Annotated in this window: 24 protein-coding genes and 1 tRNA gene; 5 read left to right on the top strand and 20 right to left on the bottom strand. The window is 73.8% G+C overall.

What is annotated here, in order from left to right:
* Positions 1-13 precede the first annotated feature (13 nt).
* Positions 14-1,378, top strand: coding sequence for a hypothetical protein (locus tag ACIA8O_RS14930; protein ID WP_396294150.1), 1,365 nt, complete (start codon positions 14-16; stop codon positions 1,376-1,378).
* 37 nt (positions 1,379-1,415) lie between these two features.
* A tRNA-Ser gene (locus ACIA8O_RS14925) sits at positions 1,416-1,490 on the top strand.
* A gap of 21 nt (positions 1,491-1,511) precedes the next feature.
* Here ACIA8O_RS14925 and ACIA8O_RS14920 read toward each other — a convergent pair.
* The 7 genes from ACIA8O_RS14920 to ACIA8O_RS14890 all read right to left on the bottom strand — a co-directional run bounded on the left by ACIA8O_RS14920 (position 1,512) and on the right by ACIA8O_RS14890 (position 8,580).
* Entirely contained in the window at positions 1,512-1,718 is a 207-nt protein-coding gene (locus tag ACIA8O_RS14920; protein ID WP_396294149.1) for a cold-shock protein, read from the bottom strand.
* A 58-nt stretch (positions 1,719-1,776) separates the two neighbouring features.
* The gene (locus ACIA8O_RS14915) at positions 1,777-2,949 is read right to left on the bottom strand and encodes a sensor histidine kinase (protein ID WP_396294147.1); all 1,173 of its coding nucleotides are present in this window, start codon (positions 2,947-2,949) and stop codon (positions 1,777-1,779) included.
* 14 nt (positions 2,950-2,963) lie between these two features.
* Positions 2,964-3,515: a hypothetical protein gene (locus ACIA8O_RS14910; RefSeq protein WP_396294146.1), complete on the bottom strand. Its 552-nt coding sequence runs from the start codon at positions 3,513-3,515 to the stop codon at positions 2,964-2,966.
* 221 nt (positions 3,516-3,736) lie between these two features.
* On the bottom strand, positions 3,737-5,452 hold the full coding sequence (locus tag ACIA8O_RS14905) for an SDR family oxidoreductase (protein ID WP_396294145.1): 1,716 nt from the start codon (positions 5,450-5,452) through the stop codon (positions 3,737-3,739).
* Positions 5,449-6,306 carry a M24 family metallopeptidase gene (locus ACIA8O_RS14900; RefSeq protein WP_396294144.1) on the bottom strand — a complete coding sequence of 286 codons (858 nt, stop codon included), beginning with the start codon at positions 6,304-6,306 and terminating at the stop codon, positions 5,449-5,451. Before ACIA8O_RS14900 ends, ACIA8O_RS14905 begins: the two co-directional genes overlap by 4 nt.
* Positions 6,303-7,385 (bottom strand): PDR/VanB family oxidoreductase, encoded by a 1,083-nt coding sequence (locus tag ACIA8O_RS14895; protein WP_396294143.1) that lies wholly within the window; start codon positions 7,383-7,385, stop codon positions 6,303-6,305. Before ACIA8O_RS14895 ends, ACIA8O_RS14900 begins: the two co-directional genes overlap by 4 nt.
* A 301-nt stretch (positions 7,386-7,686) precedes the next feature.
* Entirely contained in the window at positions 7,687-8,580 is an 894-nt protein-coding gene (locus ACIA8O_RS14890) for a metal-dependent hydrolase (RefSeq protein WP_396294141.1), read from the bottom strand.
* Positions 8,581-8,785: 205 nt separating this feature from the next.
* On the opposite strand from ACIA8O_RS14890, the gene ACIA8O_RS14885 reads away from it, so the two are divergent.
* The gene (locus tag ACIA8O_RS14885) at positions 8,786-9,748 is read left to right on the top strand and encodes a DUF6528 family protein (RefSeq protein ID WP_396294140.1); all 963 of its coding nucleotides are present in this window, start codon (positions 8,786-8,788) and stop codon (positions 9,746-9,748) included.
* A 20-nt stretch (positions 9,749-9,768) separates the two neighbouring features.
* Here the strand turns inward: ACIA8O_RS14885 and ACIA8O_RS14880 are convergent, their stop codons facing one another.
* From ACIA8O_RS14880 to ACIA8O_RS14860, 5 genes are all read right to left on the bottom strand, one after another.
* Positions 9,769-10,674, bottom strand: coding sequence for an SAM-dependent methyltransferase (locus tag ACIA8O_RS14880; RefSeq protein ID WP_396294139.1), 906 nt, complete (start codon positions 10,672-10,674; stop codon positions 9,769-9,771).
* Positions 10,671-11,345 carry a cysteine hydrolase family protein gene (locus ACIA8O_RS14875; protein ID WP_396294138.1) on the bottom strand — a complete coding sequence of 225 codons (675 nt, stop codon included), beginning with the start codon at positions 11,343-11,345 and terminating at the stop codon, positions 10,671-10,673. Before ACIA8O_RS14875 ends, ACIA8O_RS14880 begins: the two co-directional genes overlap by 4 nt.
* Positions 11,342-12,445, bottom strand: a complete 1,104-nt coding sequence (locus ACIA8O_RS14870) for an isocitrate/isopropylmalate family dehydrogenase (RefSeq protein WP_396294137.1) — start codon at positions 12,443-12,445, stop codon at positions 11,342-11,344. The genes ACIA8O_RS14875 and ACIA8O_RS14870 overlap by 4 nt, the downstream gene beginning before the upstream one ends.
* On the bottom strand, positions 12,442-12,981 hold the full coding sequence (locus ACIA8O_RS14865; protein WP_396294136.1) for an EF-hand domain-containing protein: 540 nt from the start codon (positions 12,979-12,981) through the stop codon (positions 12,442-12,444). Before ACIA8O_RS14865 ends, ACIA8O_RS14870 begins: the two co-directional genes overlap by 4 nt.
* A 166-nt stretch (positions 12,982-13,147) precedes the next feature.
* Positions 13,148-13,906, bottom strand: a complete 759-nt coding sequence (locus ACIA8O_RS14860; RefSeq protein ID WP_396294135.1) for an IclR family transcriptional regulator — start codon at positions 13,904-13,906, stop codon at positions 13,148-13,150.
* Between the two features lie 187 nt (positions 13,907-14,093).
* Between ACIA8O_RS14860 and ACIA8O_RS14855 the strand changes: the two genes are divergently transcribed.
* Positions 14,094-15,131 carry an SPFH domain-containing protein gene (locus tag ACIA8O_RS14855; RefSeq protein WP_396294134.1) on the top strand — a complete coding sequence of 346 codons (1,038 nt, stop codon included), beginning with the start codon at positions 14,094-14,096 and terminating at the stop codon, positions 15,129-15,131.
* On the top strand, positions 15,128-16,024 hold the full coding sequence (locus tag ACIA8O_RS14850; protein WP_396294133.1) for a hypothetical protein: 897 nt from the start codon (positions 15,128-15,130) through the stop codon (positions 16,022-16,024). Before ACIA8O_RS14855 ends, ACIA8O_RS14850 begins: the two co-directional genes overlap by 4 nt.
* 7 nt (positions 16,025-16,031) lie before the next feature.
* Here the strand turns inward: ACIA8O_RS14850 and ACIA8O_RS14845 are convergent, their stop codons facing one another.
* The 8 genes from ACIA8O_RS14845 to ACIA8O_RS14810 form a co-directional block, all read right to left on the bottom strand.
* Positions 16,032-17,234 carry an Ig-like domain-containing protein gene (locus ACIA8O_RS14845; RefSeq protein WP_396294132.1) on the bottom strand — a complete coding sequence of 401 codons (1,203 nt, stop codon included), beginning with the start codon at positions 17,232-17,234 and terminating at the stop codon, positions 16,032-16,034.
* Positions 17,235-17,262: 28 nt separating this feature from the next.
* Positions 17,263-18,369, bottom strand: a complete 1,107-nt coding sequence (locus tag ACIA8O_RS14840) for a hypothetical protein (RefSeq protein ID WP_396294131.1) — start codon at positions 18,367-18,369, stop codon at positions 17,263-17,265.
* Between the two features lie 115 nt (positions 18,370-18,484).
* Positions 18,485-19,948, bottom strand: a complete 1,464-nt coding sequence (locus ACIA8O_RS14835) for a catalase (protein WP_396294130.1) — start codon at positions 19,946-19,948, stop codon at positions 18,485-18,487.
* Positions 19,949-20,100: 152 nt separating this feature from the next.
* On the bottom strand, positions 20,101-21,366 hold the full coding sequence (alc, locus tag ACIA8O_RS14830) for an allantoicase (protein ID WP_396294129.1): 1,266 nt from the start codon (positions 21,364-21,366) through the stop codon (positions 20,101-20,103).
* Positions 21,363-22,745 (bottom strand): allantoinase AllB, encoded by a 1,383-nt coding sequence (allB, locus tag ACIA8O_RS14825; protein WP_396294128.1) that lies wholly within the window; start codon positions 22,743-22,745, stop codon positions 21,363-21,365. Before allB ends, alc begins: the two co-directional genes overlap by 4 nt.
* Before the next feature lie 125 nt (positions 22,746-22,870).
* Positions 22,871-23,995 carry a glycerate kinase gene (locus ACIA8O_RS14820; protein WP_396294127.1) on the bottom strand — a complete coding sequence of 375 codons (1,125 nt, stop codon included), beginning with the start codon at positions 23,993-23,995 and terminating at the stop codon, positions 22,871-22,873.
* A 305-nt stretch (positions 23,996-24,300) separates the two neighbouring features.
* Positions 24,301-25,188, bottom strand: coding sequence for a 2-hydroxy-3-oxopropionate reductase (locus ACIA8O_RS14815; RefSeq protein ID WP_396294126.1), 888 nt, complete (start codon positions 25,186-25,188; stop codon positions 24,301-24,303).
* Between the two features lie 224 nt (positions 25,189-25,412).
* Positions 25,413-26,249, bottom strand: coding sequence for a TIM barrel protein (locus tag ACIA8O_RS14810; RefSeq protein WP_396294125.1), 837 nt, complete (start codon positions 26,247-26,249; stop codon positions 25,413-25,415).
* Positions 26,250-26,688: the final 439 nt, after the last annotated feature.

The raw sequence follows: 26,688 nt of genomic DNA, 5'->3' as shown, positions 1-26,688 counted from the left end.
CACCCTGACGCGCATGTCCGCCCGCACCGAACAGATTCTGCGTGAACTGCACACCTCCCTCGGTCGGCGCAGACGGCCGGAGGACGTGGCCGAACTGATCCGGGAGCTCCTCGACTTGACTCCCGGCGCCGTGGACGAGCGGACCGCGACCGCCCTCGCCAAGGCCGCCGAGAACTCCTTGAAGAACCTCTGGCACGGCTACACCTCGATGCTCCAGGACTTCGCCCGCCCGGTCGGCCTGCAACGTCAACTCGCCACTGCAGCGAAGCTGTTCGCCTCGGTGGAAGCACTGCCTGCCGAGGCCGGCGACGATCCGTCGGCGGTCGAGGCGGAGATCCGCCGGGCCGGGGCGGAGATCCGGAAGGAGTTCGGGTACGGCGACTTCCAGGAGGACCGGCTGGACCGGGCAGGGCGGGCCGGGGAAGGGATCGGGGAGCTGTCCAAGCGGCAGTACAACAAGCGCTTCCGGCTGCTCGCCCGGCTGGAGACCAAGCTGATCCGGCTGGTCACCGAGATCCGCAAGCGGGAGATCACCCTGATCGGCAAGAACGGCCTGGCCTCCCGGCTCCCGTACGAGCTGTTCGCGGCCGATCCGGACACTGCGGCCTTCATCGCCTACCTGACGGCACGGGCCAACCTGCGCAGTGAATTCACCATCTCCGGCCAGCAGTTGGCCTACGACGAGGTGGCCTCCGCACTGTTCCACCGGCTGGATCCGGCGAGCGCGCAGTGGTTCGCCGTCGCTCACGTCCACCCGGTGCTCCCGGTCCTCGAACGGCTCACCGACCACCAGAAGGGGCAGCTGCTCGGCCACTGGTACGGCATCCTGCTGGAGGTCGCGGAGCAGCTGGAGTCGCTCTGGGAACGGCTGGACGTGGACCGCGAGACGATGATCGTGCGCCGCGGTGACGACTCGACGGGCTGGAACCAGGCGGCCCGCGCCTGGCGGACCGCCCGGAACGGCTGGTTCGCGCTGCTGGAGGGGATGGGCGCGCAGGAGGTACTGGCCAGGGTCTGCCCGGGGAAGGTGATGATGCTGGTGGCCGCGGACGTCGCCTACTGGCACCGGCGGTCCGGCCGCGGCCTGCATCCGGACACCGACATCTGGGCCGAGCTCCCGCTGCCCTGGCTGGTGCTGCGCGGCGAGGCGGACTGCCCGCAGTGGCTGGTGGAGCAGGTCTGCCGCCGGCACGGGGTGGAGCCCTCGTTCAGCGGCTGGACCAGGGCACGGCGCGTGTCGCAGGCGGCGCCGTTCCGGGCCACGCCGGAGCTGGTGCACGGCGTCACGGTGGCCGATCCGCTGCTGGCGGGGCTGCTCCGGTCGGCCGGGGTGTTCTCCGGTCGGCCACTCCGGCCCGCGGGGGCGGAAATCGGTTGACCCCCGCGCGGCCGGACGGCCAGGATCGGGGCCTCGGGCACCGGGAAGCTCTGCGGTGGAGCGCCTGGCTCGACTTCCGGGTGGACGTAGGTTCGAATCCTGCCCCGGTGCCCGAGACCCGCCCTCAACGGCCTCAGTCGGTGATGCGGACGCGCTCGGCGACCGGGCGGAACTCCTGGATGGTGGCGTCGTACTCGACGTGCTGACCGGCCGTCAGTTCGTGCGGCTCGGGGGCCAGGATCGAGTCGTGGTAGACGGTGAGCTCGGGGCTGCCGTCGTCGGGGGTGATGAAGCCGTAGCCGTGGTGCATGTTGTAGCTCTTGACGCTTCCGGTGGCCATCGTGTCCTCCAGGAGTGAGGGGGTGTGGCTCTCCCCAGTATCGGCGCGCACGCGCTGGTCAGCCCAGTGGGAGGGTGGCGGTGATGCGGAAGCCGGAGTGGTACGGGGCGGCGGTGAGTTCGCCGCCGAAGACGGCGATGCGTTCGGCGAGGCCGAGCAGGCCGTGGCCGGTGGAGAGGGCGTGGCGGGCGGCGGGGGTGCGGCCGGCTCCGTCGTCGGTGACCTCGACGCGGAGGGCGTCGGTCCAGCGGAGGCGGACGGTGGCGCGGGTGCCGGGGCCGGCGTGCTTGGCGATGTTGGTGACGGCCTCCTGCACCAGGCGATAAACCGTCATGTCGACACTCTCCGCGAGCGGCACCGGGGTGCCGTCGGTGCGCAGCTCGACCTCCAGGCCGGTGCGGCGGGCCTCGGCGAGCAGCCGGTCCAGGTCGGCCAGGCCGTGCCGGTCGAGGCTCTCCTCGCCGACCAGGCCGGTGGAGCGCAGCAGCCGGAGCATCCGGCGCAGCTCGGCGACCGCCGAGCGGCCCACGTCCTCGATGTGTCCGAAGGCCTCGGCGGAGGGCCCGTCGGAGGTGGCCCGCCCGGCTTCGGCGCGCATCACCATGACCGCCACCGCGTTGGCCACCACGTCGTGCAGTTCCCGGGCGATCATGGTGCGCTCCTGGACCACGGCCCGCCGGGCCTGCTCCAGCTGCTCGCGGTCGCGCTCGGCGGCGGCCCGGTTGGCCCCGGTCCAGCGGGCGACGGCCCAGGCGGCGCTGGTGAGCCAGAGGTAGAAGACCAGGGTGGAGACCAGTACGGCCAGCTCGAAGCCGGGGGCGGACTGGTCGGTGAGCACGTAGCGGACCTTGAGCGCCATCGGGGCCAGGCTGAGCAGCAGGGCCCCGGCCGCGACGGTCAGGCGCCGGCGCTCGGCCACCGTGAAGAGGGCGATCAGGAAGCCCAGGTAGGGCGTGAAGTAGAAGGTCTCCTGGTGGAGCGTCAGGGCGGCCGTGCCGGTGGCCAGCGCCCAGAGCACCAGGAAGGCCGGCACCGGGTGCCGCTGGCGCAGCAGCAGGGCGCCGAACTCCGGCACGGCGAGCAGCAGCACCAGCAGCCGGTCCCCGCCGGTGGCCAGCGGGGAGAGCAGGCCGCCCCAGAACAGCACGTCGGCCAGGGTGGCGACGCAGGCCAGGGCGAGGTCCTGGATCCAGGGCGAGCGCAGCCAGGACGGGGAGGCGGTGCCGGACACGGTGGCGGTCCCGCTCAGTGCACGGCCGCGCACGGACGGCAGTAGCTGACGCAGCAGATCGGGTTGAGGAAGGCGGAGAGCTGGTCGCCGCCGTTGCCGTGCCACCAGTCGCCGGGCTCCCGGTCCACCTCGGGGCGGGCCACCGGGTAGCCGAGCTCGGCGAAGGTCTCCCAGAGGTCGCCGTAGTGGCGCTGCAGGGCCTCGCCGAGCTGGTCGCGGGTGTGCACGGCGACGGCGTTGCGGTAGCGGGAGGGGCTGAGCAGGGTGAGCACGGCGGCCGAGGCCTCGAAGTCCGGCCCCCGGTAGGCGGTGAGGAAGATCCCGCCGGCCCGGATCGCCTCGGGCGGGGTCTCGCCCTCGGGGGCGGCGCCGCCGTCCGGCACCTCGGCGATCCGGACGAACAGCCGCTGCCAGGGGTCGGCCAGCTCCGGGGGCGGGCTGGGCACCAGCACCGTGCGGGGTGCGGCGAGCAGTCCGTAGCCGAGCAGTTCGCCGGAGCGCTCCTCGGGGGCGGCGGCGTGCACGGTGACCCGGAGTGCGGGCAGCGGGGTGGGGGTGGTGGTCATGGTCGGTCCTCCGCTTCGCCCGGTCGGCGACGGGTTCGCCGGGTGGGCGGCTGGACGGCGGTCGGCCCGGCCCGTTCTGACGGTGCGTCGGAACGGGCCGGGCCGTGCGTCCTCCCCAGTCTGCGGTGGAGGGGGTCCCGGACGGATGAGGCCGGGGTCCCGGGTGTGTCCCGGTACGAACGGGACCGGCACGAACGGGCCCGGGGCGATCGGGCCCGGGCTCAGGTCACGTTGAGCCGGGCGGCCAGCCGGAGCAGGCCGGGGGCGAAGCGGCTGAGCAGGTAGGCGCCCTTGGCCTCGGGGGTGACGGGGACGACGGCCTTGCCGGTGCGGACGGCCTTGAGGATCTCGGCGGCCACCTTCTCCGGCGGGAAGTTGCGCCGGGCGTAGAGCTTGGAGGCGCGCTCCTGCTTGGCCGCCTGCTCGGCCTCGGTGGTGGCGGAGAAGGTGGAGGTGCGGGTGATGTTGGTGTTCACCAGGCCCGGGCAGATCGCCGAGACGCCGACGCCGGAGGCGGCCAGTTCGGCCCGCAGGCAGTCGGAGAGCATCTTCACCGCGGCCTTGCTGGTGGCGTACGCGGCCAGGGCCTTGGAGGGCAGGTAGGCGGCGGCCGAGGCGAGGTTGACGATGTGTCCGCCGTGGCCGCGCTCGGCCATCAGGGTGCCGAAGGCGCGGCAGCCGTGGATGACGCCCCAGAGGTTGACGTCCAGGACCCGCTGCCACTCCTGCTCGGTGGTCTGCAGGAAGGTGCCGGAGTGGCCGATGCCGGCGTTGTTGACCAGTACGTCCGGTACGCCGTGGTCGGCGGCGACCTGCTTGGCGAAGGCGTCCACGGCCGGGCCGTCGCTGACGTCCAGCCGGTAGGCGTGGCCGCTGCCGCCGCTCAGGGTGCACAACTCGGCGGTGCGGGCGGCGGATTCGAGGTCCAGGTCGGCGACGACGACCCGGGCGCCCTCGGCGGCGAAGGCCAGCGCGGTGGCCCGGCCGATGCCGCTGCCCGCGCCGGTGACCACCACCAGCTCGCCGGGTGCGGCCGGGCCGCGGTCCTGCCCGGCGGAGACCGCGGCGGTGAACTCCCGGACGTGCCCGGCCACCACCGCGCCGTGCTCCAGCAGGGCGGACCAGTGGGTGCCGTGGACGGTGCGCCGGGTGAGCTTGGGCGCCCAGTGCTCCAGGCCCTCGGAGAGGAAGGGCTCCACGTAGTGGTCCCGGTCGAGGGTGAGCAGTTGGACGGGGACCTCGGTGTAGCGCTCGCGCGGGTTGCGCACCGCCGGGCGCATGTTGGCCCGGTAGAGCTCGATGCCGCGCACCGCGTCCTGCTTGAGGGTGGGCTGCGGGTGGCCGGGGCGCGGGTTGACGGCCTCCAGGTCGTGCAGCACCCGGGGCCAGGCCCGGGCCAGCCAGAGCCGCCAGGTGGCGGGGGCGAGCAGCGGCAGGTGGAAGGCGGTGATGTACCAGGAGTGCGCGCCCTGCACCAGCAGCTGGCGCAGGTGACGGGGCGTCGGACGGCGGAAGCGCTTGCGCATCCAGAAGCCCATGTGGTCCAGGCAGGGGCCGGACATCGAGGTGTAGGAGGCGATCCGCTGTTCGGAGCCGGGCCCGGTGACGGCCTCCCAGGACTGCACCGAGCCCCAGTCGTGGGCCACCACGTGCACCGGACGGTCGGGGCTGACGGCGTCCGCGACGGCGAACAGGTCGGCGCCCAGCAGCTCCAGCCGGTACCCGGAGCGGTCGGCCGGGACGCCGGAGTCGCCGGCCCCGCGGACGTCGTAGCGGACCACGTGGTGGTCGGTCGCGAGGTCCGCGGCGATGTCGTCCCAGACCACGTGGGTGTCGGGGTAGCCGTGCACCAGGATCACGGTGGGGTGCGACGGGTCGCCCTGCTCGAAGACGGCCAGCGGCAGGCCGTGGGAGTGGACGGTACGGCGGCGGATCATCGGGCGGCCCCCTCGGTGGTGGTCCAGCGGCGGACGTGCGGCAGGTCGTCGTCGAGCCAGTAGGCGTCGTCGTCGGTGACCACCAACAGCTCCTCGAACTTGATGCCGACCTCGCGGAAGCCGATGTGCGGCTCCACCGCCCAGATCCCCGGCGTCGGCGCGTGCCGGGAGGAGCGGCCGTCGGCCCAGAGCGGCGAGCGGCCGTGCAGCCGCTCGCTGATCAGCTCCCGGCCGAGCGTCTGGAGTGTACGCACGCCGAAGCCGAAGAGGTTCACCCCGGCCGGTCCGCGGGCGGTGTTCCTGGTCACCTGGTGGCCGATCACCCGGCCCGGGTAGACCTGGTGGCGGTTGTCGTAGCCGTGCGCGGCGATCTGGGCGTCGACGGCCCGGTAGATCTCGTTCAGCGGCTTGCGGGCCCGCACCTCACGCAGGATCAGCTCCCGGTAGACCTTGAGGTCGGCGGCCAGCCGGTCCCAGATCGGGTTCTCGCCGACCTTGCCGCCGTAACCGATGTCGGCGGTGTAGCCGTCCACCACGGGCGCGCAGTCCAGCACGTACGGCATGCCCTCCTCGAGCTTGCGCTTGCCCGCGAAGAACTGGAGCGGGGTGTGGAAGTGCCGGAAGGCGGTGCGGTCGCCGAACCAGGCGAACGGCACGTGGAAGAAGTCCTGCACCCCCGCCCTGACCAGGCACTGGCGCAGCTTGAGGGTGGCCTGACGCTCCGTCACGCCCGGCTCGATCCAGGCCGCCACCTGCTCGGCGCAGTGGTAGGCGAGCTGCTGGGTCTCCCGGAAGCGGGTGAGGTCCTGCTCGGTGTAGCCGAACACTGCGGCCTTCGGGACGCCGGTGCTCATCGGTCCTCCGTAAGGGTGAGGTGCTCCCCCTCGGGGGCGCGGGAGACGCAGGGCAGGAAGGCACCGGCGGCGCGGTCCTCGGGGGTGAGGCGGCGGTCCCGGTGCTCGGGCGTGCCGGAGGTGACGCGCAGCCGGCAGGTGCCGCAGAAGCCCTGGTGGCAGGAGTAGGCCAGGGCGGGGTTCCGCTCGCGCAGCACGTCCAGCGCGGAGCGGTCGGCGGGGACCTCCAGCTCCGGGCCGTCGCCGAGGCGGACGGTGAACGGCCTGCCGTCGGCGATCGGGGCGGCGCCGAAGCGTTCGAAGTGCAGCGAGGCGGCCGGGGAGGCCTCCAGCGCCCGCTGGACCGCGGCCAGCATGGGGGTCGGGCCGCAGCAGTAGACGGCGGAGCCGGGGCGGGCCCGGGCGAGCAGCTCCTCGGCCGGGGTGGGCGCTCCGGTGAGCACCTCGACCCGGTCGGAGCCGGCCCCCAGGGCGCGCAGCTCGGAGAGGAAGGGCATGGACGCCTCGTCCCGGCCCGCGTAGACCAACTTCCAGTCCAGGCCCAGCTGTTCGGCCTGGTGGGCCATCGGGAGGATCGGCGTGACGCCGATGCCGCCGGCCAGCAGCAGCACGGTGGGCTCGGCGCAGAACGCGAAGCCGTTGCGCGGACGGCGGGCGGTGAGGCGCACGCCCGGGTGGAGCGCGTCGTGGACCTCGACGGAGCCGCCGCCGCCCCCGTCGATGCGGCGTACGGCGATCCGGTAGGAGCGGCGGTCGGACGGGTCGCCGCAGAGCGAGTAGTGCCGGACCAGGCCGGAGGGGAGGGTGAGTTCGAGCCGGGCGCCGGGCTGCCAGCCGGGCAGCGGGGAGCCGCCCGGGTCGGCGAGGCGCAGCTCGGCCACGCCCTCGGCGATCGACCGGTGCGAGGCGACCACCAGGTGGAGCGGGGGCACCGGGCGGGCGGCCGGCCGCTTGGGGTTGCGACGCAGCCCGGGGCCGCCGAAGCGCGGGTCGAGCCAGTCGGCGAAGGCCGTCAGCCGGCTCAGGTACCGGTCCGCCCGGGGACGGCCGTAGAGGTCGGGCGGCAGGTCCAGGTCCATCCGGACGGGGTCCTCTCGGTGCAGGAACGGTGGGGCATGGGGGGGTGGAGGTGGGGCGATCGGAACGGGCGGAGCAGGCGGGCGAAGCAGGCGAGCGGGCGGAGCACCTGCGGCTCCGCCGACCGCGTTTCGGCTCCCGGGCGCCCGGCCGGGCGCCGGGCCCGGGGGAGCCGGAGGGGCTCGGCAGGGGTCGGTGCGGCTGCCGTGGCTGCTTCCCGTCTCCGCTCGGCCTGACCGTCCGTCAGAGCGACGACCGGCGCGGTTCGGCCCGATCGGCTCCCCCGGCTCCGCCCCGCCCCCGTCAGTGGGTGGCGGCGGCGCGGGCGGCCGGGGAGGCGGCCAGGTAGGCGAGGGCCTGGGAGGAGGAGCCCTCCTGGGTCGGGTGGTAGCCCGGGCGGAAGTAGCGCAGCGCCGAGCGCAGGGCCTTCACCGGCTCGGGGAGCAGGCCGCGCCGGGCGATCTGCTGGGCCTCCCGCCAGGTGGGCCGGACGGTGCCGCGCAGCGAGGGGTCGGCGGCCAGCAGGAAGCGGACGCCCCGCACCCAGAGGTGGACCAGGGTCGGCCCGGCGATGGCCATGCCGCGCAGGCGGCGCAGGTAGCCCGGGTCCAGGTGGACCATCAGGTCGTAGGCCACGCTGCGGTGCTCCACCTCCTCCGCGCCGTGCCAGCGCAGCAGGTCGAGCATGGTGGGGTCGGCCTTGGCCCGGTCCAGCCCCGGGGAGTTGAGCACCCAGTTGCCCAGGAAGGCGGTGAAGTGCTCGATCGCCGCGACGAAGGCGACCCGCTCGATCAGGTACTCGCGCCGCTGGAGCGGGGACTGGCCGGGGCGGGGCCCGAGGATGCGGTGGAACAGCCAGGTCACCTGGCGGACGTACGGGCGCGGGTCCAGGCCCTGGCCGAGCAGGTGGTCCAGCACCTCCTGGTGCGCCTCGGCGTGGATGGCCTCCTGGCCGATGAAGCCGAGCACCTCCTCGCGCAGCTGGTCGTCGGTGATCAGCGGCAGCGCTTCCTTGAAGAGCTCGACGAACCAGCGCTCGCCCTCGGGGAGCAGCAGGTGCAGCACGTTCACCGTGTGGGTGGCCATCGGCTCGTCGGGGATCCAGTGCAGCGGCAGCGCGGCCCAGTCGAAGTGGACGTCGCGGGGCTCCAGCACCAGGGAGTCGTGGACGGCGGGGGGCACAGCGGGACGGGACACGGGGGCCTCCTGACCGGCGGGTGGACGAGGGGATGACGACGGCTCGACCCCAGGCAAACTACTCGCGGGTATGGCGGCCCACAAGGGTTTCGACCATTCTTATCGACAACGTGTCTAATAGCTTTCGGGTGACGTTCCGGCCCGCCCCGCCGGACCGGCGGTTCCGCCCCGGACGATCACCTATCAGCGGTTAACCTGACGAACTGTGAGCAGCCTCCGCCGCCCGCCCCGTTCGCTCCTCGCCCTGGCCCTGTGCGTCTCGGTGCTCACCGGGGCGACCGAGGCCAAGGCCTCACACCCCGCCGTCACCCCGGTCGTGCTGACGGACCAGCTCTCCTCCTCCGTCCTGGTGCTGGCCGGGCCGCTGCCGCAGCTCGGCGGGCGCCGACCACCGGTGACCTGGTCCTGGAGCCCCGAACGGGCACCCGAACTGACCGCCCTGCGGGCCTCCACCTGGGGGCTCACCGAGGCCAAGTCCCGCCGGTGGCACGGCCACCGCTACCTGATCGCCACCGCCTCCGGCGGTCTGGCCGCCGTGGTCGAGCAGCGCTCCCGCACGGTCCGCTGGGCGGTCGACACCGGGGGCGGCAACCCGCACAGCATCGAACTGCTGCCGGACGGCAACGTGGCGGTGGCGAGCAGCGCCTCCGGTCAGCTCCGGCTCTACACCGCCTCCCAGGGACCGCGCAGCGACCACTACACCTGGCACCCGCTGCCCGGGGCGCACGGGGTGCACTGGGACGGCGCGCGCGGACTGCTCTGGGCCCTCGGCAGCACCGAGCTGACGGCCCTGCGCCCCGGCGGAACGCCGGCCGCGCCGACCCTCAGCACCGTCCGGACCGTCCCGCTGCCCGGCCCCGGCGGCCACGACCTGGCCCCGGTGGCGGGCGCACCGGGGCGGCTCTGGGTCGCGGCCCGGGACCGGGTCTGGCAGTACGACCCGGACGACGGCACCTTCGCGCCCTTCGAACTCCCCGAGGGCGGCGGGCCGGTCAAGAGCGTGGACGACGACCCCGTCACCGGCCAGGTGATGACCGTCTCCCCCGACCCGGACGCCGCCTGCCCCTGGTGCAGCTCGACTCTGACCCTGCGTCGGCCGGACGGCCGCCGCGAGCTGGCGGGCCTGCGCTTCTACAAGGCCCGCTGGTGGTACCCCTCCGACCGCTGAAGCACCGTCAGGAGGCGCCGTCAGGAGGCGCCGGGCCGCTCGGCGAAGACCCAGCGGTTGGCCGCCAGCGCGTCGTCCGGCTCGGGCCGCGGGCCGCGGCCGTGCAGCGCGCTGAACTGGTACGGGCTGCGCACCGCCACCCGCCAGCCCCGGGTGCGCAGCCCGGCGGCCGAGTCGGGGCGGGCACCGGTGGCGAACAGGGCGAGCAGGTCGATGCCGAGCCGGTCCCGCGCGGCGGCGTACACCGGGGAGGAGCGGATCGCCGGGGACTCGGCGTCCACCTCCTTCACCTCGTACGCCAGGGTGCTGCCCGGGGCGCTCAGTCCGTCCAGGCGGGCGAGCAGGCGGCGCTCCGCGTCGGGCGGCAGGTAGAGCAGCAGCCCTTCGGCCAGCCAGGCGGTCGGCACCGTCGGGTCGAAGCCCGCCGCGGTGAGTGCCGCGGCCCAGTCCCCCCGCAGGTCGGCCGCGACCGTCCGGCGCTCCGCCACGGGGTGCGCGCCGACCGCGTCCAGCACCGTCTGCTTGAACGTCAGCACCCGCTCGGTGTCGACCTCGTGGACGGTGCAGCCGGGCGGCCAGTCGAGCCGGAAGGCCCGGCTGTCCAGGCCGGCCCCGAGCAGCACCACCTGCCGCGCACCGGCCCGCGCGGAGTGGAGCAGGTGGTCGTCCAACACCCGGGTCCGCAGGCCGAAGTAGCGGCCGAGCCGGCCCCAGAGCGGATCGGCGTCGCCACCGGGGACCTGGTCGGGGTGGACGGGCCAGTCGCCCGGGGCGGCGGCCGCCCGGACGAAGTGCCCGGCCAGCGGATCGCGGGCCAGCGCGTCCGGGCGGTGGGTCTCGACGGCGCGGGCCGCCGCCACCAGCAGCGCGGTGCGGCCCACGCCGACGGAGACCCCGCCGCCGTCCCTGGTCAGCAGCCCGGTCACGGCCGCCCCTCCCCCGGCCGCTCCGGCTCCGGCCGCTCCGGCCAGGCCCAGACCGCCGGGTCCTCCCGGGGCAGCGTCCGGGCGCCGTACAGCGTGCCGGCGAAGCGCAGCACCTGCTCGTGGGGCAGGTGGAGCGAGGTGGTGCAGTCCGCCAGGACGGTGATGTGGTGGCCCTTCTGGAAGGCGGTGCGGGCCGTGGAGTCCACGCACACGTCGGCGAACAGGCCCGCGAGGACCAGGTGGCCGATGCCCCGGGCCCGCAGGTGCTCCTCGAAGCCCTCGGCCAGGAAGGCGTCGAAGCAGGCCCTCTTGGTGAAGATCCGCTCGCCCGGGGCGGGCGAGACCCGGTGGAACTCCGCTCCCCAGCTCCCCTCCGCGCACTTGGGCGGCCGCCCGCGGCGCAGGTCGCGCGCCCGCCAGGCGGGCCCCTGGTGGGCGGGGTCGCCGAGGAAGCGGACGAACACCGCCTCCACGTCCCGTCGCCGGGCCTCGTCCACCGCCAGCGCGCTGCCCTCCGCCACCCGCTCCAGCACCGTCGGGTCCCCGGCGAACCGGGCGGTGGCGACCGGGCCGACGCAGAAGTCGTTCTGCAGGTCCACCACCACCAGCGCGGTCGCCGTCCCGGTGACGGTCGCCGGGCCGACGGCCGCCGCGGCCTGAGTATCCGTCATGAGCGCCGGGCCAGGGCCGGGGTGCGGGCCAGCTGCGCCACCAACGCGTACCCGACCTCGGTGGTGGAGTGCCTCCCCCCGAGGTCGGCGGTCCCCACCCCGTCCCGCTCCAGCTCGGCCAGGGCGTCCTCGACCCTCTCCACCGCGCCCGGGACGCCGACGTGCCGTTCGGCCACCAGCGCGGCGGCCCGGACGGTGGCGACCGGGTTGACCAGGTCGCGGCCGGCCAGGTCGTCGGCGGATCCGTGCACCGTCTGGTACTCGACCAGGCCGTCCGCGCCGGGGTCCAGGCAGACGTTCTCGGTGCAACGATTCTCCTGCCGCTCGGAGCCGAAGCGGTCCAGCAGGACGACGTGCATGATGTCGGCCCACTCGTTGCCCGCGATCAGCAGGGTCCGCTCGGGCAGGCCGTGGGCGATCAGGTTCCGGTTGACGGTGTCGGGCTGGTACACCTCGATCCGCACGCCCAGCCGCTCGGCCGCGCCGGCCACCCAGTGGTCGAAGGCCCCGTCCAGCAGGTGGAACTTGTAGGCCATCACGATGCGGTCGATCCGCCCGTCCGGCCACTCCCGCCGGGCCCGCCGCAGTGCGTGGCCGATCACCGCCTCGGTGATCTCCTGGCTGAACGTCAGGGTGCGGGTGAGCCGGCCCGGGGCGTGCTCGTTCTCCCCGGTGTAGAAGCCCTGGGCCTGGTCACGGACCAGCAGCAGTGACGTTCCTTCATCCCGCAGCAGGTCGACCTTGACCGCCCGCAGGCGCTGCCGCACCAGGTAGAGCGACTGGGCGTTGATCGCGGTGCGGAAGACCGCGGTGGCCCCCCGGGCCGCCAGGGCCCGGCAGAACCGCTCGTAGTGCTCGGCGTCCCGGGCCGTCAGCTCCTGGATCCGGGCCGGGTCGCCCTCGGTGCGCAGCGAGACGTACGAGTGGTAGAGGCGGTCGGAGCGGACCAGCTCCACCCCGCCCGGGTGGCCGGCGGTGAGCGCGGCCAGCACCCGCTCGAAGACGGCGGAGAGCTCCGGACCGGTGCCCCGGCCGACCGCGAGCCCGATCACGGGCGCGGTCCCGGCCGGGGCACCTGCCTGACGGACGACCGTGCTCACCGGGCCGCCGCGCCGGAGAGCAGCCGGTCACCCGCGATGCCGGCCTTCTCGGGCCGGTAGTAGTCGCGGATGGCCTCGGCCCAGACCGGCGCCTCGACCCGGTCGCCGTCCACCGGACCGAGGGCGTCGAACAGCGCCTGGATGTTGGGGAGTTCGAAGCCGATCGCGGTCATCACGGCCAGGAAGTCGGGCCGGGTGACCAGCTTGTCGCCGTCCGCGTCGGCGAGCCCGGTCAGCGCCTCGGCGAACTCGTCCACCACGGCGTCGAAGCGCTGCGGGTCGAGCACCACGGCCTCGAACTCCTCGGGGCTGATCCGGCCGTCGCCGTCCACGTCCAGCTCGCCGACCAGGGTCTCCCAGTAGCGGCCCAGCGCGGCGGCCAGCCGGTCCTTCGCCGCGGCACCGGCCTGCGGCAGGGCGTCGGTGACCCGACGGGTCATCAGGTCGAAGTCGTCGGACTCCAGGACGCCGTTGCCGTCGGCGTCGAAGAGCGAGAACACGAGTCCGACGCGGTCACTGGCCTCGGAAGTGGGCATGACGGAGTACCTCTCGGAGCGAAGGAGGGGGAGGCGGCCGGTGATCATGGCCTGGCCGCCGACCCAGTATCCAGCTCCGCCGGGCGCCGGATGATCGCAATCGGGCTCCGGCCCGTCTTTGCACCCGAACGAGGGAATCCGCCCCCGAAGCGGGGACGGGACGGCGTCAGACCGCCATCGCCAGCATCAGCGGGGCCGCCCGCTCGGCGAGCAACTCGGCGGCGGCGCGCAGCCGGTGGACCTGCTCGACCGGCATGGAGGTGGCCAGGCAGCCGACCGTGGAGCCGGCCGAGACCGGGACGGCGGCGCATACCGTGCCGAGCGAGTACTCCTGGATGTCCAGCACCGGGACGGTGGCGGGCTGGCGCTCCAGACGGTGCATCAGCTGCTGCTGGTCGGTGATGGTGCGGGCGGTCAGCCGGGCGGCGGGGTGGCGGGCGAGGTGGTCCCGGCGGCCGTCGTGGTCGAGCTGGCTGAGCAGGCACTTGCCGATCGCGCTGGCGTGCGCGGTGGCCCGGAAGTCCACCCACTCCAGCACCGCGGGGGCGTGGTCGTCGGCGGCCACCGCCTCCACCGTCAGCTCGCCGTCGTGGTACCGGCTGAAGTAGACGGCGGCGCCCAACTCGTCGCGCAGCTCGGCCAGCCGCTGCTCCAGCCGGGCCCGCACCATCTGCTCGCGGTTGTGCTGCCCGAGCACCGCGACCGCGCCGCCGAGCACCCAGAGCCCGTCCGCCCGGGCCAGGTAGCCCTCCAGTTCGAGCGCCTCGGCCAGCTCCCGCACGGTGGCCGGCGGTATCCCGAGTTCGCGGGCCAGCGCCGCCTCGGGCACTCCCGCCGGGTGGCGGTCCACCGCCTCCAGCACCCGCAGCGCCCGCCGCAGCACTCCGAACGGCCCGGCCGAGACCGGCAAACCCCGTACCGACATGGCGACCCCCTCCGTACGCACCGGCCGCTCCCAGCGTATCCCCAGGGAGCGTTCGGGTACGGGCCACCGCCGGGATTGCCCGACAGGTCGTCAGCAGCTCCGTCACCTCGGGCGGATGATCATCTCGTCACCTTGACGACAATGGCCGGAACGCCTTATCGTCTTCATGACGATAAAGGAGAGAGTCATGGCAGACATCACCAGGCGGTTCGGCTACCGGCACCTGCGGGCCGCGCCCACCTCGTACGTCCGGCACCTGGAGCGCGGCAAGCTCCGCCGGGAGGGCGCCGGGCTGGCCTTCTGGTTCCGCCCGCTGGCCGCCACCATCTCCGAAGTCCCGGCGGACGACCGGGAGTTGACGCTGCTCTTCCACGCCCGCACGGCCGACTTCCAGGACCTCACCGTGCAGGCCACCGTCACCTACCGGATCACCGAACCGGCGGTCGCGGCCACCCGGGTGGACTTCGGCATCGACCTGACCACCGGCCGCTGGCGGGCCGAGCCGCTGGACCAGATCGGCGGGCTGCTCACCGAGACCGCCCAGCAGCACGCCCTCGAACTGATCGCCCGCACCACCCTGGCCGCCGCCCTGGCCGACGGCATCACCCTGCTCCGGCAGCGGATCGGCGAGGGCCTGGGCGGCGACGAGCGCCTCGCCGAGACCGGGCTCGCGGTGATCGCGGTCCGGATCACCGCCCTGCGCCCCGAGGCCGAGCTCGAACGGGCCCTGCGCACCCCCGCCCGCGAGCAGGTCCAGCAGGAGGCCGACCGGGCCACCTACGAGCGGCGCGCCGTCGCGGTCGAGCGGGAGCGCGCGATCGCCGAGAACGAGCTCGCCAACCAGATCGAACTGGCCCGCCGCGAGGAGGAGTTGATCCAGCAGCAGGGCGCCAACGCCCGCCGCCAGGCCGAGCAGGCGGCCGCCGACGACGGCATCCGGGCCGAGGCCGAGGCGGTCCGCCGCACCCGGCTGGCCGCCGCCGAGGCGGAGGCCGCCACCATCCTGGCCACCGCCAAGGCCGAGAGCGACCGCGCGCTGGGCGAGGCGCGGGCGGCCGGCGAGGCGGCCTGGCTGGCCGCGCACCAGGAGGCCGGGCCCGAGGTGCTCAAGGCACTCGCGCTGATCCGGCTGGCCGAGCACCTGCCGAAGATCGACAGCGTCACCCTGACCCCGGACGTGCTCACCGGGCTGCTGACCAGGCTGGGCGGCGGGCAGTCGTCGTGACGCTCACCCCCCGGGTGGTGCTGGTGCACCGCCGCACCGAGTACGAGGAGCTGCTCGCCCGGCACGGCTCGCGCGGACAGGCCTCCTTCTTCCTCGCCTCGCGTGGCCGCTCGCTGGCCGAGGCCGAGCGGCGGCACGAGCGGACGGCCGCGGCGCTGGCCGAGGTCTCGGCCGCCGTCCCGCTGGACTGGCGGCGCAGCCGGGTGGAGCGGGCCGACCTGGACCGCTTCCTCTTCACCCCCGAGGACGTGGTGGTCGTGGTCGGCCAGGACGGGCTGGTGGCCAACACCGCCAAGTACCTGGCCGGCCAGCCGGTGATCGGGGTGGACGCCGATCCGGGCCGCAACCCGGGCGTGCTGGTCCGCCACCGTCCCGAGCGGGCCGGGCAGTTGCTGCGGGCGGCGGTCGGGGCGGGGGCCGACCGCCGCCTGGAGCAGCGCACCATGGTGGAGGCGGTGGCCGACGACACCCAGCGGCTGCTGGCCCTCAACGAGGTCTACCTCGGCCAGCGGGGCCACCAGACGGCCCGCTACCGGCTGGCCGCCCCGGAGGCGCCCGAGGAGGCGCAGGCCTCCTCGGGCGTGCTGGTCGGCACCGGGACGGGTGCGACGGGGTGGTGCCGGTCGGTCTGGCAGGCCAGCCGCAGCACCCTCCCGCTGCCGGGGCCGGACGCGGCGGGCCTGGCCTGGTTCGTCCGGGAGGCCTGGCCCTCGCCGACCACCGGCACCTCCCAGGTCCAGGGCCTGCTGACGGAGGGTCAGTCCCTGTCCCTGACCGTCGAGTCGGACGAGCTGGTCGCCTTCGGCGACGGCGTCGAGGCCGACACCCTCAGCCTCGGCTGGGGCCAGACCGTCCGGATCGGCGTCGCCGCCCAGCGCCTGCGGCTGCTGTGAGCGCCTGCTACCACTTGCTCCACGGGACGGTCCAGCCGCTCAGGCCGTTCTCCGGCTCGACCGTCTCGCCCTTGGAGTTGACGATCTCGACCACGTCGCCGATCCGGGACTCCTCGTAGAACTTGCCCGCGTCGGAGGTCCTGCTGCCGCTCTCCGTGTCGAACAGGCCGACGCAGCCGTGGCTGTAGTTCCCCCGGCCGATGTTCGGGTTCCAGGAGTTGCCGTGCACGTAGGTGCCGCTGTCCGTCAGCTTCATGGCGTGCGGGACGGCTGCCAGGTCGTACGGCTCGCCCCTGACGCCGGGGACGGTGGCCGAGTTCATCCGGGTCACCCGCTCCTTGGAGAAGATGACCATCTTGCCGTTCCAGGACGGGTTGTCGTCGCTGCCCGCCGAGATCCGGACCTCCCGGGAGCCGGCCGCCGTGGTGACGGTCATCCGGTGGGTCTTGGCGTCCACCGTGCTGATCCGCTTCTCACCGACGGTGAAGGTCTCCTCGGCGTCCTTGTCGCCGTACAGGCCGGGGGCGATCTCGATGCTCTTCAGGTGGTGCCTGACGGTGACCTTGGTGCCCGGCTTCCAGTAGTCCTCCGGACGGAAGTCCAGCCGGGTGTCGTCCTCCAACCAGTGGCCGCGGGCGACGGTGCCGTCGCTGCCCTGCACGGTGACCGCCTTCCGGACGGCCTCCTTGTCCTTCACCTGCTTGCCGAAGTTCACCGAGACGATCATCCCGACGCCGTAGGTCTCGCCGTTGCCGATGTTGTCCCTGACCGACACCTTGCCCGCGGGCACCAGCGTGGTGAAGCTGCTGCTCACCGCCGACACCAGCCCCTGCCCGTCCTTGGCCTGGGCGCTGACGGTGTATCCGGTGCCGGCCACCAGGCCTCCCTCCGGCGTCCACCCACGGCCGTCCGCGGTGGTGGTGCCGGCGACCTTCTTCCCGTCCTTGTCCGTCACCACCACCTCGGACAGCGTCCCGCCGTCCACCTCGACCTTGAGCGCCCCGTCCAGCCGGACGTCCTTGGCCCCGTTCGCCGGACTCACCCGCAGCACCGCCGCCGAGCTCTTCGGCAGCACCTCCGCGGACGGGCTCGCCGCCCCGGAGGCGACCACCGGAGCCGGCTCCCCCGCACCGCCGCCGCTGCACGCCGTCCCCAGCACCAGCACACTGCCCATCACCACGGCCACCTCGGCCGCCCGAACGTACTTCACGTGCTCCCCCTCGTTCATGGTCCACGCTCTATACGCTCCGACCCGGGCCGAAGGTTGCACCCGGTCCGGCAGCGGGGCGCCCGGCCGCACGGCGCGGGGGCACGACGTCCACCGGACGGGTGGTCAGGTACCAGGAGGAACGGCCCTCGTCCTGTCTGACGATCAGGTAGCCGGGCCGGGGCAGTCGCATCGGGCGGCGTCCGTCGCCGGAGCCGTGCGCCGAGTAGGACCAGTCACCGGGTGTGTCCGCGGGCCAAGCCGGGTGGGGGCAGTCGCACCCGGGAAACCGGCGGAGGCACTGGCACAGGTAGTCGACGTCCCAGCGCCCTTCGCCCTGGAACTGGACCGTCACCACCGCGGGGCCGCCGTCATGGCGGAGCACGTCGTCGTGCCGGCCGCGGTGTTCGGGCGCGAGCGCGGTCGCGTCCGCCGGCGGCACGGTCCGGATCGACCAGCGGTGGTCCTCGTGGTGGGAGTTCACGGTGACGCGCAGATGGGTGGCCTCCGCCGGCAGGAGACGCCGGCCACGGTAGTCGTCGATCACCGAGAGCAGCGTGGACCCGGTGCTGACCAGGTCCTCGGTCCGCGTCACGAGCTCGACGACGAAGTGGCCGTCGCCGACGGCCTCGATCTCCGCGAGGGTGACACCGCCCGGCTCGTGGCGGTCGATGAGCACCTCGACCGTCCCGGGCCCGGAACCCGTCGACACGTGGCGCTCGCCGGCTCCGACCGCCACCGGCGGACGGTCGAGGGCGGCGACCGGCGGGAGTGCGTCGATCGGGACGGGCCGCCCGTCGCGCCGGGCCGCGAGCCGGATCACGGCTGCCCGGCCGTCGCGCAGGGCGGCCAGCGCGTCGGGTTCCGTGCGGGCCGAGCCGGCCCGGTCGTACGCCGCCAACGCGGCCCGGTACTCCTCCAGGGCGGCCGGGGGCGCGTCCACCACGTCGGCACCGAGGTCCAGGGCGGCCAGCTCCTCCCCGAAGAGGGTCACCGACTCGCGCACCGCGGCGGGCAGTTCCACGAGCGGTGGCCCGTCCGTCGACGGCCGGGGCATCGCCGACCGGCGTTGACGGACCTTCAGGCCGGCCACACCCAGCACCAGTCCGAGCAGGAAGCACACCGCATAACCGACCATGGCCCACATCCTCGCACCCGTGTTCCCCTCGAACGCCCTGCGGGCCGGGTCCCTCCCCCACTGCCCGAGGGGGAGGGACCCGGCCCGTGAGGGTGGGTCAGGTGGTTCGGGTGCCTCAGTTGTCGTTGCCCGCGCGGAGCTTGGTGACGGCGGCCTCCAGGCGGGCGCCGTACTCCTCGTCGGCCGCGTGGAAGTGGGCGAGGTTCTTCTCGACGATGTCGTCGCGGGTGACCTGGGAGAGGAAGCCCGCGATGTTGTCGATCAGGCGGGTCTTCTCGCCGGCCGACATCAGGCGGTAGAGCTCACCGGCCTGGAAGAAGTCGTCGTCCTTGGTGTGCTGCGGCGTCACGTAGGTGCCGGTGTGGCCGGTGACCGCGACGGGGGCCGCGAGCGGGGCGTCGGTCTGGGACGGGCCGTCGTACGAGTTGGGCTCGTAGTTCTTGGCGTCCTTGCCGTTACGGGCCACGGCGGAGAAGCCGTCCTGGCCGTAGTTCTGCGCGGTGGTGGCCTTGGGGGCGTTGACCGCGAGCAGGGTGTGGTTGACGCCGAGACGGTAGCGCTGGGCGTCCGCGTAGGCGAACAGGCGGCCCTGGAGCATCTTGTCCGGGGAGGCGCCGATGCCCGGCACGAAGTTGTTCGGCGAGAACGCGGACTGCTCGACCTCGGCGAAGACGTTGTCGGGGTTCCGGTTCAGCACCAGGCGGCCGACCTTGACCAGCGGGTAGTCCGCGTGCGGCCAGACCTTGGTCAGGTCGAAGGGGTTGAAGCGGTAGTCGGCGGCCTCGGCCACCGGCATCAGCTGGACGTACAGGGTCCAGGACGGGAAGACGCCCCGCTCGATCGCCTGGTGCAGGTCGCGCTGGTGCGAGTCGGCGTCGGCGCCGAGCACCTCGGCGGACTGACCGCCGTCGAGGGAGCGGATGCCCTGGTTGGTCTTGAAGTGGTACTTCACCCAGAACGACTCGCCCTGCTCGTTGGTCCACTGGTAGGTGTGGGAGCCGTAGCCGTTCATGTGGCGGTACGAGGCCGGGATGCCGCGGTCGCCGAAGAGCCAGGTGATCTGGTGGGTGGAGGCCGGCGAGTGGGCCCAGAAGTCCCAGACGTTGTCGGCTTCCTGGACGCCGGTGTACGGGTCGCGCTTCTGCGAGTGGATGAAGTCGGGGAACTTGATCGGGTCCTTGATGAAGAACACCGGGGTGTTGTTGCCGACCAGGTCGTAGTTGCCCTCGCGGGTGTAGAACTTCAGCGCGAAGCCGCGGGGGTCGCGGACGGCGTCCGAGGAGCCGAGGGCGCCGGCGACGGTGGAGAAGCGGAGGAAGACCTCGGTCCGCTGGCCGACGGCGGAGAGGAAGTCGGCCTTGGTGTACTGCGAGACCTCGTCGGTGACCTCGAAGTAGCCGTAGGCGCCGGAGCCGCGGGCGTGCACGACGCGCTCCGGGATGCGCTCGCGGTTGAAGCGGGCCAGCTTCTCCAGCAGCTGCTGGTCCTGGATCAGCAGCGGGCCGTACTCGCCGGCGGAGGCGGAGTTCTGGTTGTCGGCGACCGGGGCGCCGGACTCGGTGGTGAGGATCTTCGACATGAGGGTCCTTCAAGTAGCAGCGGTGCGAGGTGATTTGCGGGGCGGCAACGACAGGCGGGAGCGGAAGTGCGGGCCGTGGGTGGCTGGGCGCGCCCCGCGGCGGAGCCGCAGATCAGCAGAGGCTCGCGCCCCTGACGGGGCGCACCTTCGTGCTAGACGCCGAGCAGGCGCCAGATGGCCGAGCGGCGGCGGGAGGACTGCTCGCCGTCGGGGCCGTCGGTCGGCTGCAGGGCAGCGACGGCGGCGGTGGTCGCGGCGGCGTCCGCGAGCGGGCGGGCGGCGGTCAGCGCGGTGGCCTCCGCCGGGGTGAGGCCGGCCTCGGCGAGGGCCTGCTCGGCCTCGGTGGCGGGGACGGCGTTGAACCAGCGGAGCGCGAGGGCGGCGCGGCCGGCCTCGGTGAGCCTGCCGGTGAGGCGCAGGCGGGCCAGGCCGCCGTCCGGGTAGACGTTGATCCGCACGTGGGTAGCGGTCCGTCCGGCGGCGAGCCGGAAGCGGTGCCGGGTGTCGGGCTGGAGGCGGGTGCGGGGCAGCAGCTCGAACCAGCCGTCCGCGTCGGTGGAGGGGTCGCCGCCGGTGGTGGCGTCGTAGCCGACCAGGTCGGCCCAGCCAGGGGCGTTGGCGACGAAGTAGGAGGTGTCCACCTCCGCCGCCAGGACCTCGCCGCCCCCGGCCAGGGCGATCTGCACCCAGTCGTTGGCCTTGTCGCGCCGACGCCGGGTCTCCCAACCGTCGCCCATGACGGAGGCGCGGCCGGGAGCGTTCAGGTTGTGCGGGGAGGAGAAGTAGCGGTCGGAGGCGGCCTCGGCCACGCCGCCGAACTCCTGGGCGGCCAGGTCGAAGCTGAGGCCGTCCAGCTCGCGCGGGTCGGGCAGCACCTCGCCGTGCACCCGCAGGCGGGCCACGCCGCCGTCGGGCCAGATGTTCAGCCGGACGTGGGTGTAGCGGGTCGGGTCGGTGACCTCGAACTCGTGGGCGGTGTTGCCCTGGAGGGCGGTGCGCGGCACCAGGTCGGTCCACTCGGCGGCGGCTAGCTCCTCCGGGGAGGGGTGGCCGGGGACGGAGGCGCCCTGGACGGAGCCGGTCTCCGGGTAGTTGCCGGTGAAGAAGGCGGTGTCCACCACCACGCCGCGGATCACGCCGGCCACGCCGAGCCGGACTATCGCCCAGTCGTGGTCCTCGTCGGTGGGGTGCGGCTGCTCGGCCGAGACGCCGCGGCGGCGCTTGGACTCCCAGCCGTCCATGATCTGGCCCTTGTGGCCGAAGGTGTGCGGGCGGAACTCGGCCGGCTTGGCGACCAGCAGGTTCTCCGCGTCCGCGAAGGTGTCCTCGTTGGTGTCGACGACGCCCGCGCCCAGCAGGCGGGAGGCCAGGTTGACCAGCTCGGTGAACGGAGCGCTCGGGGTCTGACCGGTACTCAACTGAGGTCTCCTTCTTCGTGGTTACGGATCTGACGGCCGAACGGGGCGGCCTCGACGTCCACCACCCGGCCGCGCAGCCAGGTGGTGCGGACGGAGCCGCTCAGGGTCCTGCCCGCGTACGGCGTCACGGGGTTGCGGTGGTGAAGGTCCTCGGCGACCACGGCGAACTCGGCGTCGGGGTCGAAGGCGACCAGGTCGGCGTCGTAGCCGACGGCGATGGCGCCCTTGGTACCGGTCAGGCCGACCAGCTCGGCGGGGCCGCTGCTCATCCAGCGGACCAGGTCCGCCAGGGTGTGGCCGCGGCGGCGGGCCTCGGTCCAGACGGCCGGCAGGCCGAGCTGGAGGGAGGCGATGCCGCCCCAGGCGGCGGCGAAGTCGCCGCTGCCGCCGTAGCGCTGGAGGAGCTTGAGGTCCGGGGTGGAGGGCGAGTGGTCGGAGACCACGGCGATGAACTCGCCGGCCGCCAGGGCCGCCCAGAGCTGGTCCCGGTTGGACTCGTCGCGGATCGGCGGGCAGCACTTGAAGGCGGTGTCGCCGTCCGGCACCTCCTCGGCCGCGAGGGTGAGGTAGTGCGGGCAGGTCTCGGCGGTCACCCGGACGCCGTCCTCGCGGGCCTGGCGCAGCAGCGGCAGCACGGCGGCCGAGGAGACGTGCAGGATGTGGACCCGGGCGCCGGTGCGGCGGGCGGTGTCCAGCAGCCGAGCCACCGCGGCCGCCTCGGCGTCGTCGGGCCGGGAGGCCAGGAAGTCGCGGTAGTGCACGCCCGGGTGCTGCGGGGCGGCGTCCAGCACGGCCGGGTCCTCGGCGTGGATGATGGCCAGCGCGCCGATCCGGGCCTGCTCGGCCAGCGCGGCCTCCAGGTCCTCCTGCTCGACGTGCGGGAACTCGTCCACCCCGGAGGGGGCGAGGAAGCTCTTGAAGCCGAACACGCCCGCGCGGTGCAGGGGTTCGAGGTCGGCCACGTTGCCGGGGATCGCCCCGCCCCAGAAGCCGAGGTCGACCCAGGCCTGGCCCTCGGCGGTCTTCCGCTTGGCCTCCAGGCCCTCGACCGTGGTGGTCGGCGGGACGGAGTTGAGCGGCATGTCGATGATCGTGGTGACGCCGCCGGTGGCGGCCGCCTTGGTGGCGGTGGCGAAGCCCTCCCACTCGGTGCGGCCGGGCTCGTTGACGTGCACGTGGGTGTCGACCAGGCCGGGCAGCAGGGCGGTGTCGCCGAGGTCGGTGAGGTGGGCGTCGCCGACGAGCAGCGAGCCGTGCTCGGCGATCTGCTCGATCCGGCCGTCCCGGACCAGCACGTCAGCGGGGCGCTCGCCGTCCGGCAGGACCACGCGGCGGGAGCGGATCACCGCCGTGCTCGCGGGCGTCTCGCTGATGGGCATGGGGACCTCCGGGAATAGCGAAGGCGGACAAGGCAATTGGGGCCCGTTCACCGGGTCGCCAGCTGCTATTGCTCGGAGCCTAGGCCCGCCTTCAACAAAACGTCAATGTAGGAAAGTACGATGGATCAGCCGCGCAGCAGCTCGCCCGCCAGCCGCTCCCCCGCGACCTCGGCCAGCTCCCCCGCCTTGGTCATGGAGTCCCCCGGCTGCTCGGCCAGGTCGGTCAGCGCGTACGCCGCGACGAAGCCGGCCGCCCGCCACTGGGGCTCCGAGAGCTCCAGCCGTCCGGCCACGGCAGCCACCCGAACCCCCGCCCGAGTGGCCGCCGCGGCGACACCGGCGGGGGCCTTGCCGTGGAGCGTCTGCGCGTCCAGGCATCCCTCACCGGTCACGACGAGTCGTGCCCCACGCACGGCCTCGTCGAAGCCCAGCAGTTCGAGCAGCAGCTCGATGCCGGGTCGCATGGTGGCGCCGAGCAGGGCCAGGGCGGCGAAGCCGACCCCTCCTGCCGCCCCGGCGCCGGGGGCGTCACGGAAGTCCTTGCCGCTGACCTGGCGGACGACGTCCGCCCAGCGGGTCAGGCCCTCCTCGAGGATCACCAGGTCGTCGCCGTCGGCGCCCTTCTGCGGGCCGTAGACGGCGGTCGCGCCGCGCGGGCCGAGCAGCGGGTTGTCCACGTCGCAGGCGACCACGACCTGAACGCCCTTCAGGGTGTCGGCCAGCGCGCCCGGGTCGATCCGGTCCAGCTTGCGCAGCGCGGCGCCGCCGGGGGCGAGCTCGAGGCCGTCGGCGTCGTAGAGGCCGACCCCGAGGGCCTGGACCATGCCGGCCCCGCCGTCGGTGCAGGCGCTGCCGCCCAGACCCAGCACGATCCGCCTGGCGCCGAGGCTGACGGCCCGTCCGATCAGGGTGCCGACCCCGTAGGAGCCGGCCGCGAGCGGCGCGGTGCGGCCGCCGGGGAGCCGGGCCAGGCCGCTGGCCTGGGCCAGCTCGACCACGGCGGTGTCCCCGCGCAGGGCGATCGCGGCGTCCACCGGCAGGCCGGTCGGACCGGCCACCTTGACGGCGACCTTCTTGAAACCGGCGGCCAGCGCGGCGGCCAGGGTGCCCTCGCCGCCGTCGGCGACCGGGAGCTCACGGATGTCCGCACCGGGGGCCACCCGGCGGATGCCGGCCGCGATCCTGGCGGCGACCTCGGCGCCCTCCAGGGTGCCCTTGAACTTGTCAGGGGCTACCACGATGTGACCCATGGGGACTCTCCGTTGCTCGCGCTCGATACGTCGTCAGGCCGATCATCTGCCCGGATGGACCGGGGTGCGACCCCCTCCCCGCCGTTCCCCCCGCTCCGCTTCCGACGTACGGGGGGCTCCCCTCGGCGGGGAGGGGGCCGGGCGGCGCTGATGCTCGGAACGACCGAAGAACCGAGCGCACCGCCGGCTTGGCACGGTCGGCGGACGGGTGGATGAGCACCGGACCCGTCGGCCGACCGAACTGTGGCCCCCTGGCGGCGCGGGCACGACCGGACAGGTACACGCCGCCAGGGGGAGCTATGGGGTTACTTGACCTCGCGGCCCGAGAGGCGCTCGACGCCCCGGAGCAGGGCCGAGTGGTCCAGCGAGCCGTCGCCGTTGGCGCGGGCCGAGGCGACCAGCTGGGCCACCACGGCGCCGACCGGGAGGGCCGCACCGACGGCGCGGGCGGCGTCGGTGACGATGCCCATGTCCTTGTGGTGCAGGTCGATCCGGAAGCCCGGGGCGAACTGACGGTCGATCATGTTGGCCTTCTTGCGGTTCAGCACGGTGGAACCGGCCAGACCGCCGCCGAGCACGTCGAGCGCGGCCGGCAGGTCCACGCCCGCGTTCTCCAGGAAGACCACGGCCTCGGCCAGCACCTGGATGTTGACCGCCACGATCAGCTGGTTGGCCGCCTTCACGGTCTGGCCGGCACCGGCCGGGCCGACGTGGATGACGGTGGTGCCGAGCGCGTCGAGCAGCGGCTTGGCCTCGGCGAAGTCGGCCGCGTCGCCGCCGACCATGATGGAGAGCACGGCCTCGATGGCGCCGGCCTCGCCGCCGGAGACCGGGGCGTCCAGGGTGCGCACGCCCTTCGCCTTGGCGGCGGCCTCGACCTTGATCGAGGTCTGCGGGGTGATGCTGGACATGTCGATGACCAGGGTGCCCTCGGCCACGTTCTCCAGCACGCCGCCCTCGCCGAGGATGACCTGCTCGACCTGCGGGTCGGCCGGCACCATCGTGATGACGACCTCGGCGTCCTTCACCGCGTCGGCGATCGAGGTGGCGCCGTGGCCGCCCGCGGCCACCAGGGCGTCGATCTGGGGCTGGGTCAGGTTGAAGCCGGTCACGTGGTGGCCGGCCTTGACCAGGTTGGCGGCCATCGGGCTGCCCATGATGCCGAGGCCGATGAAGGCGATCTTGCGGCTCATCGCGATACGTCCTTTGGTGCGGGGAGGAATGAGGGTCTGAGCGACTGGCGGTTGGGGGGTGGGAGAAGGAGCGGCGTTGGGGTGCGTGCCTCGGCGGCGCCGAGAAGGGGGCCCCTCCCGGCCGAAGGCTGGGGGAGAGTCCATGCGGAGCATCGGCGACCGACGAGAAGCCGGCGAGGTGCGTGCCCCGGCGCCGCGACGCCGCCCCCCAACCGCCAGTCGCTCTAGGAGCGGAGCTCGCGCGGGAGCCACTCGAAGCTGTCGGCGGAGACGCCGGTCGACGGCTTGTACTCCAGGCCGATGCGGCCGGTGTAGCCGGCGGCGGTGAGGCGGGCGAACAGGTCCTCGAAGTCCAGCTCGCCGGTGCCGGGCTCGTTGCGCGCCGGGGTGTCGGCGATCTGCACGTGGCCGATCCGGTCGGCGTACTTCGTGATCACCTCGGCCAGGTCCTCGCCGTTGCGGGCCAGGTGGTAGAGGTCGCAGAGGAACTTCGCGTTCCCGAGGCCGGTGGCGGCGTTCACCTTGTCCACCACCTCGATCGCGGCCTCCGCGGAGAGCAGCGCGTAGTCCGGGGACTCGACCTTGTTCAGGGTCTCGATCAGGAGGACCGCGCCGATCGAGTGGGCGGCCTGGGCGGCGAGGGCGAGGTTCTCCAGCGCGAGCTCGTCCTGCTCGGCGGCGTCGACGCCCGCCACCCGGTTGCCGTAGAGCGCGTTGAGCGCCTTGGTGCCGAGGGACTCGGCGAGCGCGACGGTCACCGGCAGGTTCTCCCGGAAGCGCTCGCGCTCGGCCGGGACGGAGACGGTGCCGCGGGCGCCCTTGGTCAGGTCGTCCAGGAAGTTGAGGCCGGTGAGCTGCACGCCCGCGTCGGTGAACGCCTTGCGCAGCGCGTCCAGCTCCGCCTCGGACGGCGTGTGGTTCTCCCCGAAGGGCCACCACAGCTCGGCGGCGGTGAAGCCGGCGGCCGCGGCGGCGGCGGGGCGCTCCAGGAGCGGGAGCTCGCTGAACAGGATCGACAGGTTGACCGTGTAGCTGTGCTGGGAAGCGGCAGTCACGCCCATCACCTTTCACTCTTCCGATCCGAGACTTCCACGATCCGGAAGACGGATTCTGCTTGATGGAAGTTTGCCTTGCCGTTCGACGGACCGTCAAGACCACTCGCAACATTTTGTTGAAGCCGGCCGGGCACCCTGGTGGAATGCCCTGCGGGCGGTCCGCCCCGCCAGGAGCAGCAGCGGGCACAGCCCCTCCCGCCGGAGGCGAGAAGCCCTGCGGGCGAGCCCACACCGCCGGAGGCGGAAGTGGGCGCAGCCCTCCCGGCCCCGGATGCCGCCCCAGCCCGCTCGGCTCCGCCGACGCCCCCGCCGGAGGCGAGAAGCCCCTCGGGCGGGCACGCCCCGCCGGAGGCGGTCCCGCTCCAGGGCCCGCGCACCGCCGGAGGCGGAATCGGAATCGGCTCCGTCCCTTCCGCCGCCCCCGCCCCCCGTCGATAGAGTGATC

This window comes from Kitasatospora sp. NPDC051853 (assembly GCF_044452665.1).
Lineage (GTDB): Bacteria > Actinomycetota > Actinomycetes > Streptomycetales > Streptomycetaceae > Kitasatospora.
Note: the sequence above shows the minus strand (reverse complement) of the source record. Positions and strands in the feature narration are given on the sequence as shown.

Excerpts from the sequence above, each read along its gene's own strand:
- ACIA8O_RS14820 (WP_396294127.1), bottom strand. The coding sequence starts at position 23,995 with ATGGGTCACATCGTGGTAGCCCCTGACAAGTTCAAGGGCACCCTGGAG.
- ACIA8O_RS14855 (WP_396294134.1), top strand. The coding sequence starts at position 14,094 with ATGGCAGACATCACCAGGCGGTTCGGCTACCGGCACCTGCGGGCCGCG.
- ACIA8O_RS14875 (WP_396294138.1), bottom strand. The coding sequence starts at position 11,345 with ATGACGGATACTCAGGCCGCGGCGGCCGTCGGCCCGGCGACCGTCACC.
- ACIA8O_RS14895 (WP_396294143.1), bottom strand. The coding sequence starts at position 7,385 with ATGGACCTGGACCTGCCGCCCGACCTCTACGGCCGTCCCCGGGCGGAC.
- ACIA8O_RS14905 (WP_396294145.1), bottom strand. The coding sequence starts at position 5,452 with ATGATCCGCCGCCGTACCGTCCACTCCCACGGCCTGCCGCTGGCCGTC.
- ACIA8O_RS14815 (WP_396294126.1), bottom strand. The coding sequence starts at position 25,188 with ATGAGCCGCAAGATCGCCTTCATCGGCCTCGGCATCATGGGCAGCCCG.
- ACIA8O_RS14860 (WP_396294135.1), bottom strand. The coding sequence starts at position 13,906 with ATGTCGGTACGGGGTTTGCCGGTCTCGGCCGGGCCGTTCGGAGTGCTG.
- ACIA8O_RS14835 (WP_396294130.1), bottom strand. The coding sequence starts at position 19,948 with ATGTCGAAGATCCTCACCACCGAGTCCGGCGCCCCGGTCGCCGACAAC.
- ACIA8O_RS14910 (WP_396294146.1), bottom strand. The coding sequence starts at position 3,515 with ATGACCACCACCCCCACCCCGCTGCCCGCACTCCGGGTCACCGTGCAC.
- ACIA8O_RS14810 (WP_396294125.1), bottom strand. The coding sequence starts at position 26,249 with ATGGGCGTGACTGCCGCTTCCCAGCACAGCTACACGGTCAACCTGTCG.
- ACIA8O_RS14930 (WP_396294150.1), top strand. The coding sequence starts at position 14 with ATGTCCGCCCGCACCGAACAGATTCTGCGTGAACTGCACACCTCCCTC.
- ACIA8O_RS14865 (WP_396294136.1), bottom strand. The coding sequence starts at position 12,981 with ATGCCCACTTCCGAGGCCAGTGACCGCGTCGGACTCGTGTTCTCGCTC.
- ACIA8O_RS14920 (WP_396294149.1), bottom strand. The coding sequence starts at position 1,718 with ATGGCCACCGGAAGCGTCAAGAGCTACAACATGCACCACGGCTACGGC.
- ACIA8O_RS14900 (WP_396294144.1), bottom strand. The coding sequence starts at position 6,306 with ATGAGCACCGGCGTCCCGAAGGCCGCAGTGTTCGGCTACACCGAGCAG.
- ACIA8O_RS14840 (WP_396294131.1), bottom strand. The coding sequence starts at position 18,369 with ATGGTCGGTTATGCGGTGTGCTTCCTGCTCGGACTGGTGCTGGGTGTG.
- allB (WP_396294128.1), bottom strand. The coding sequence starts at position 22,745 with ATGCCCATCAGCGAGACGCCCGCGAGCACGGCGGTGATCCGCTCCCGC.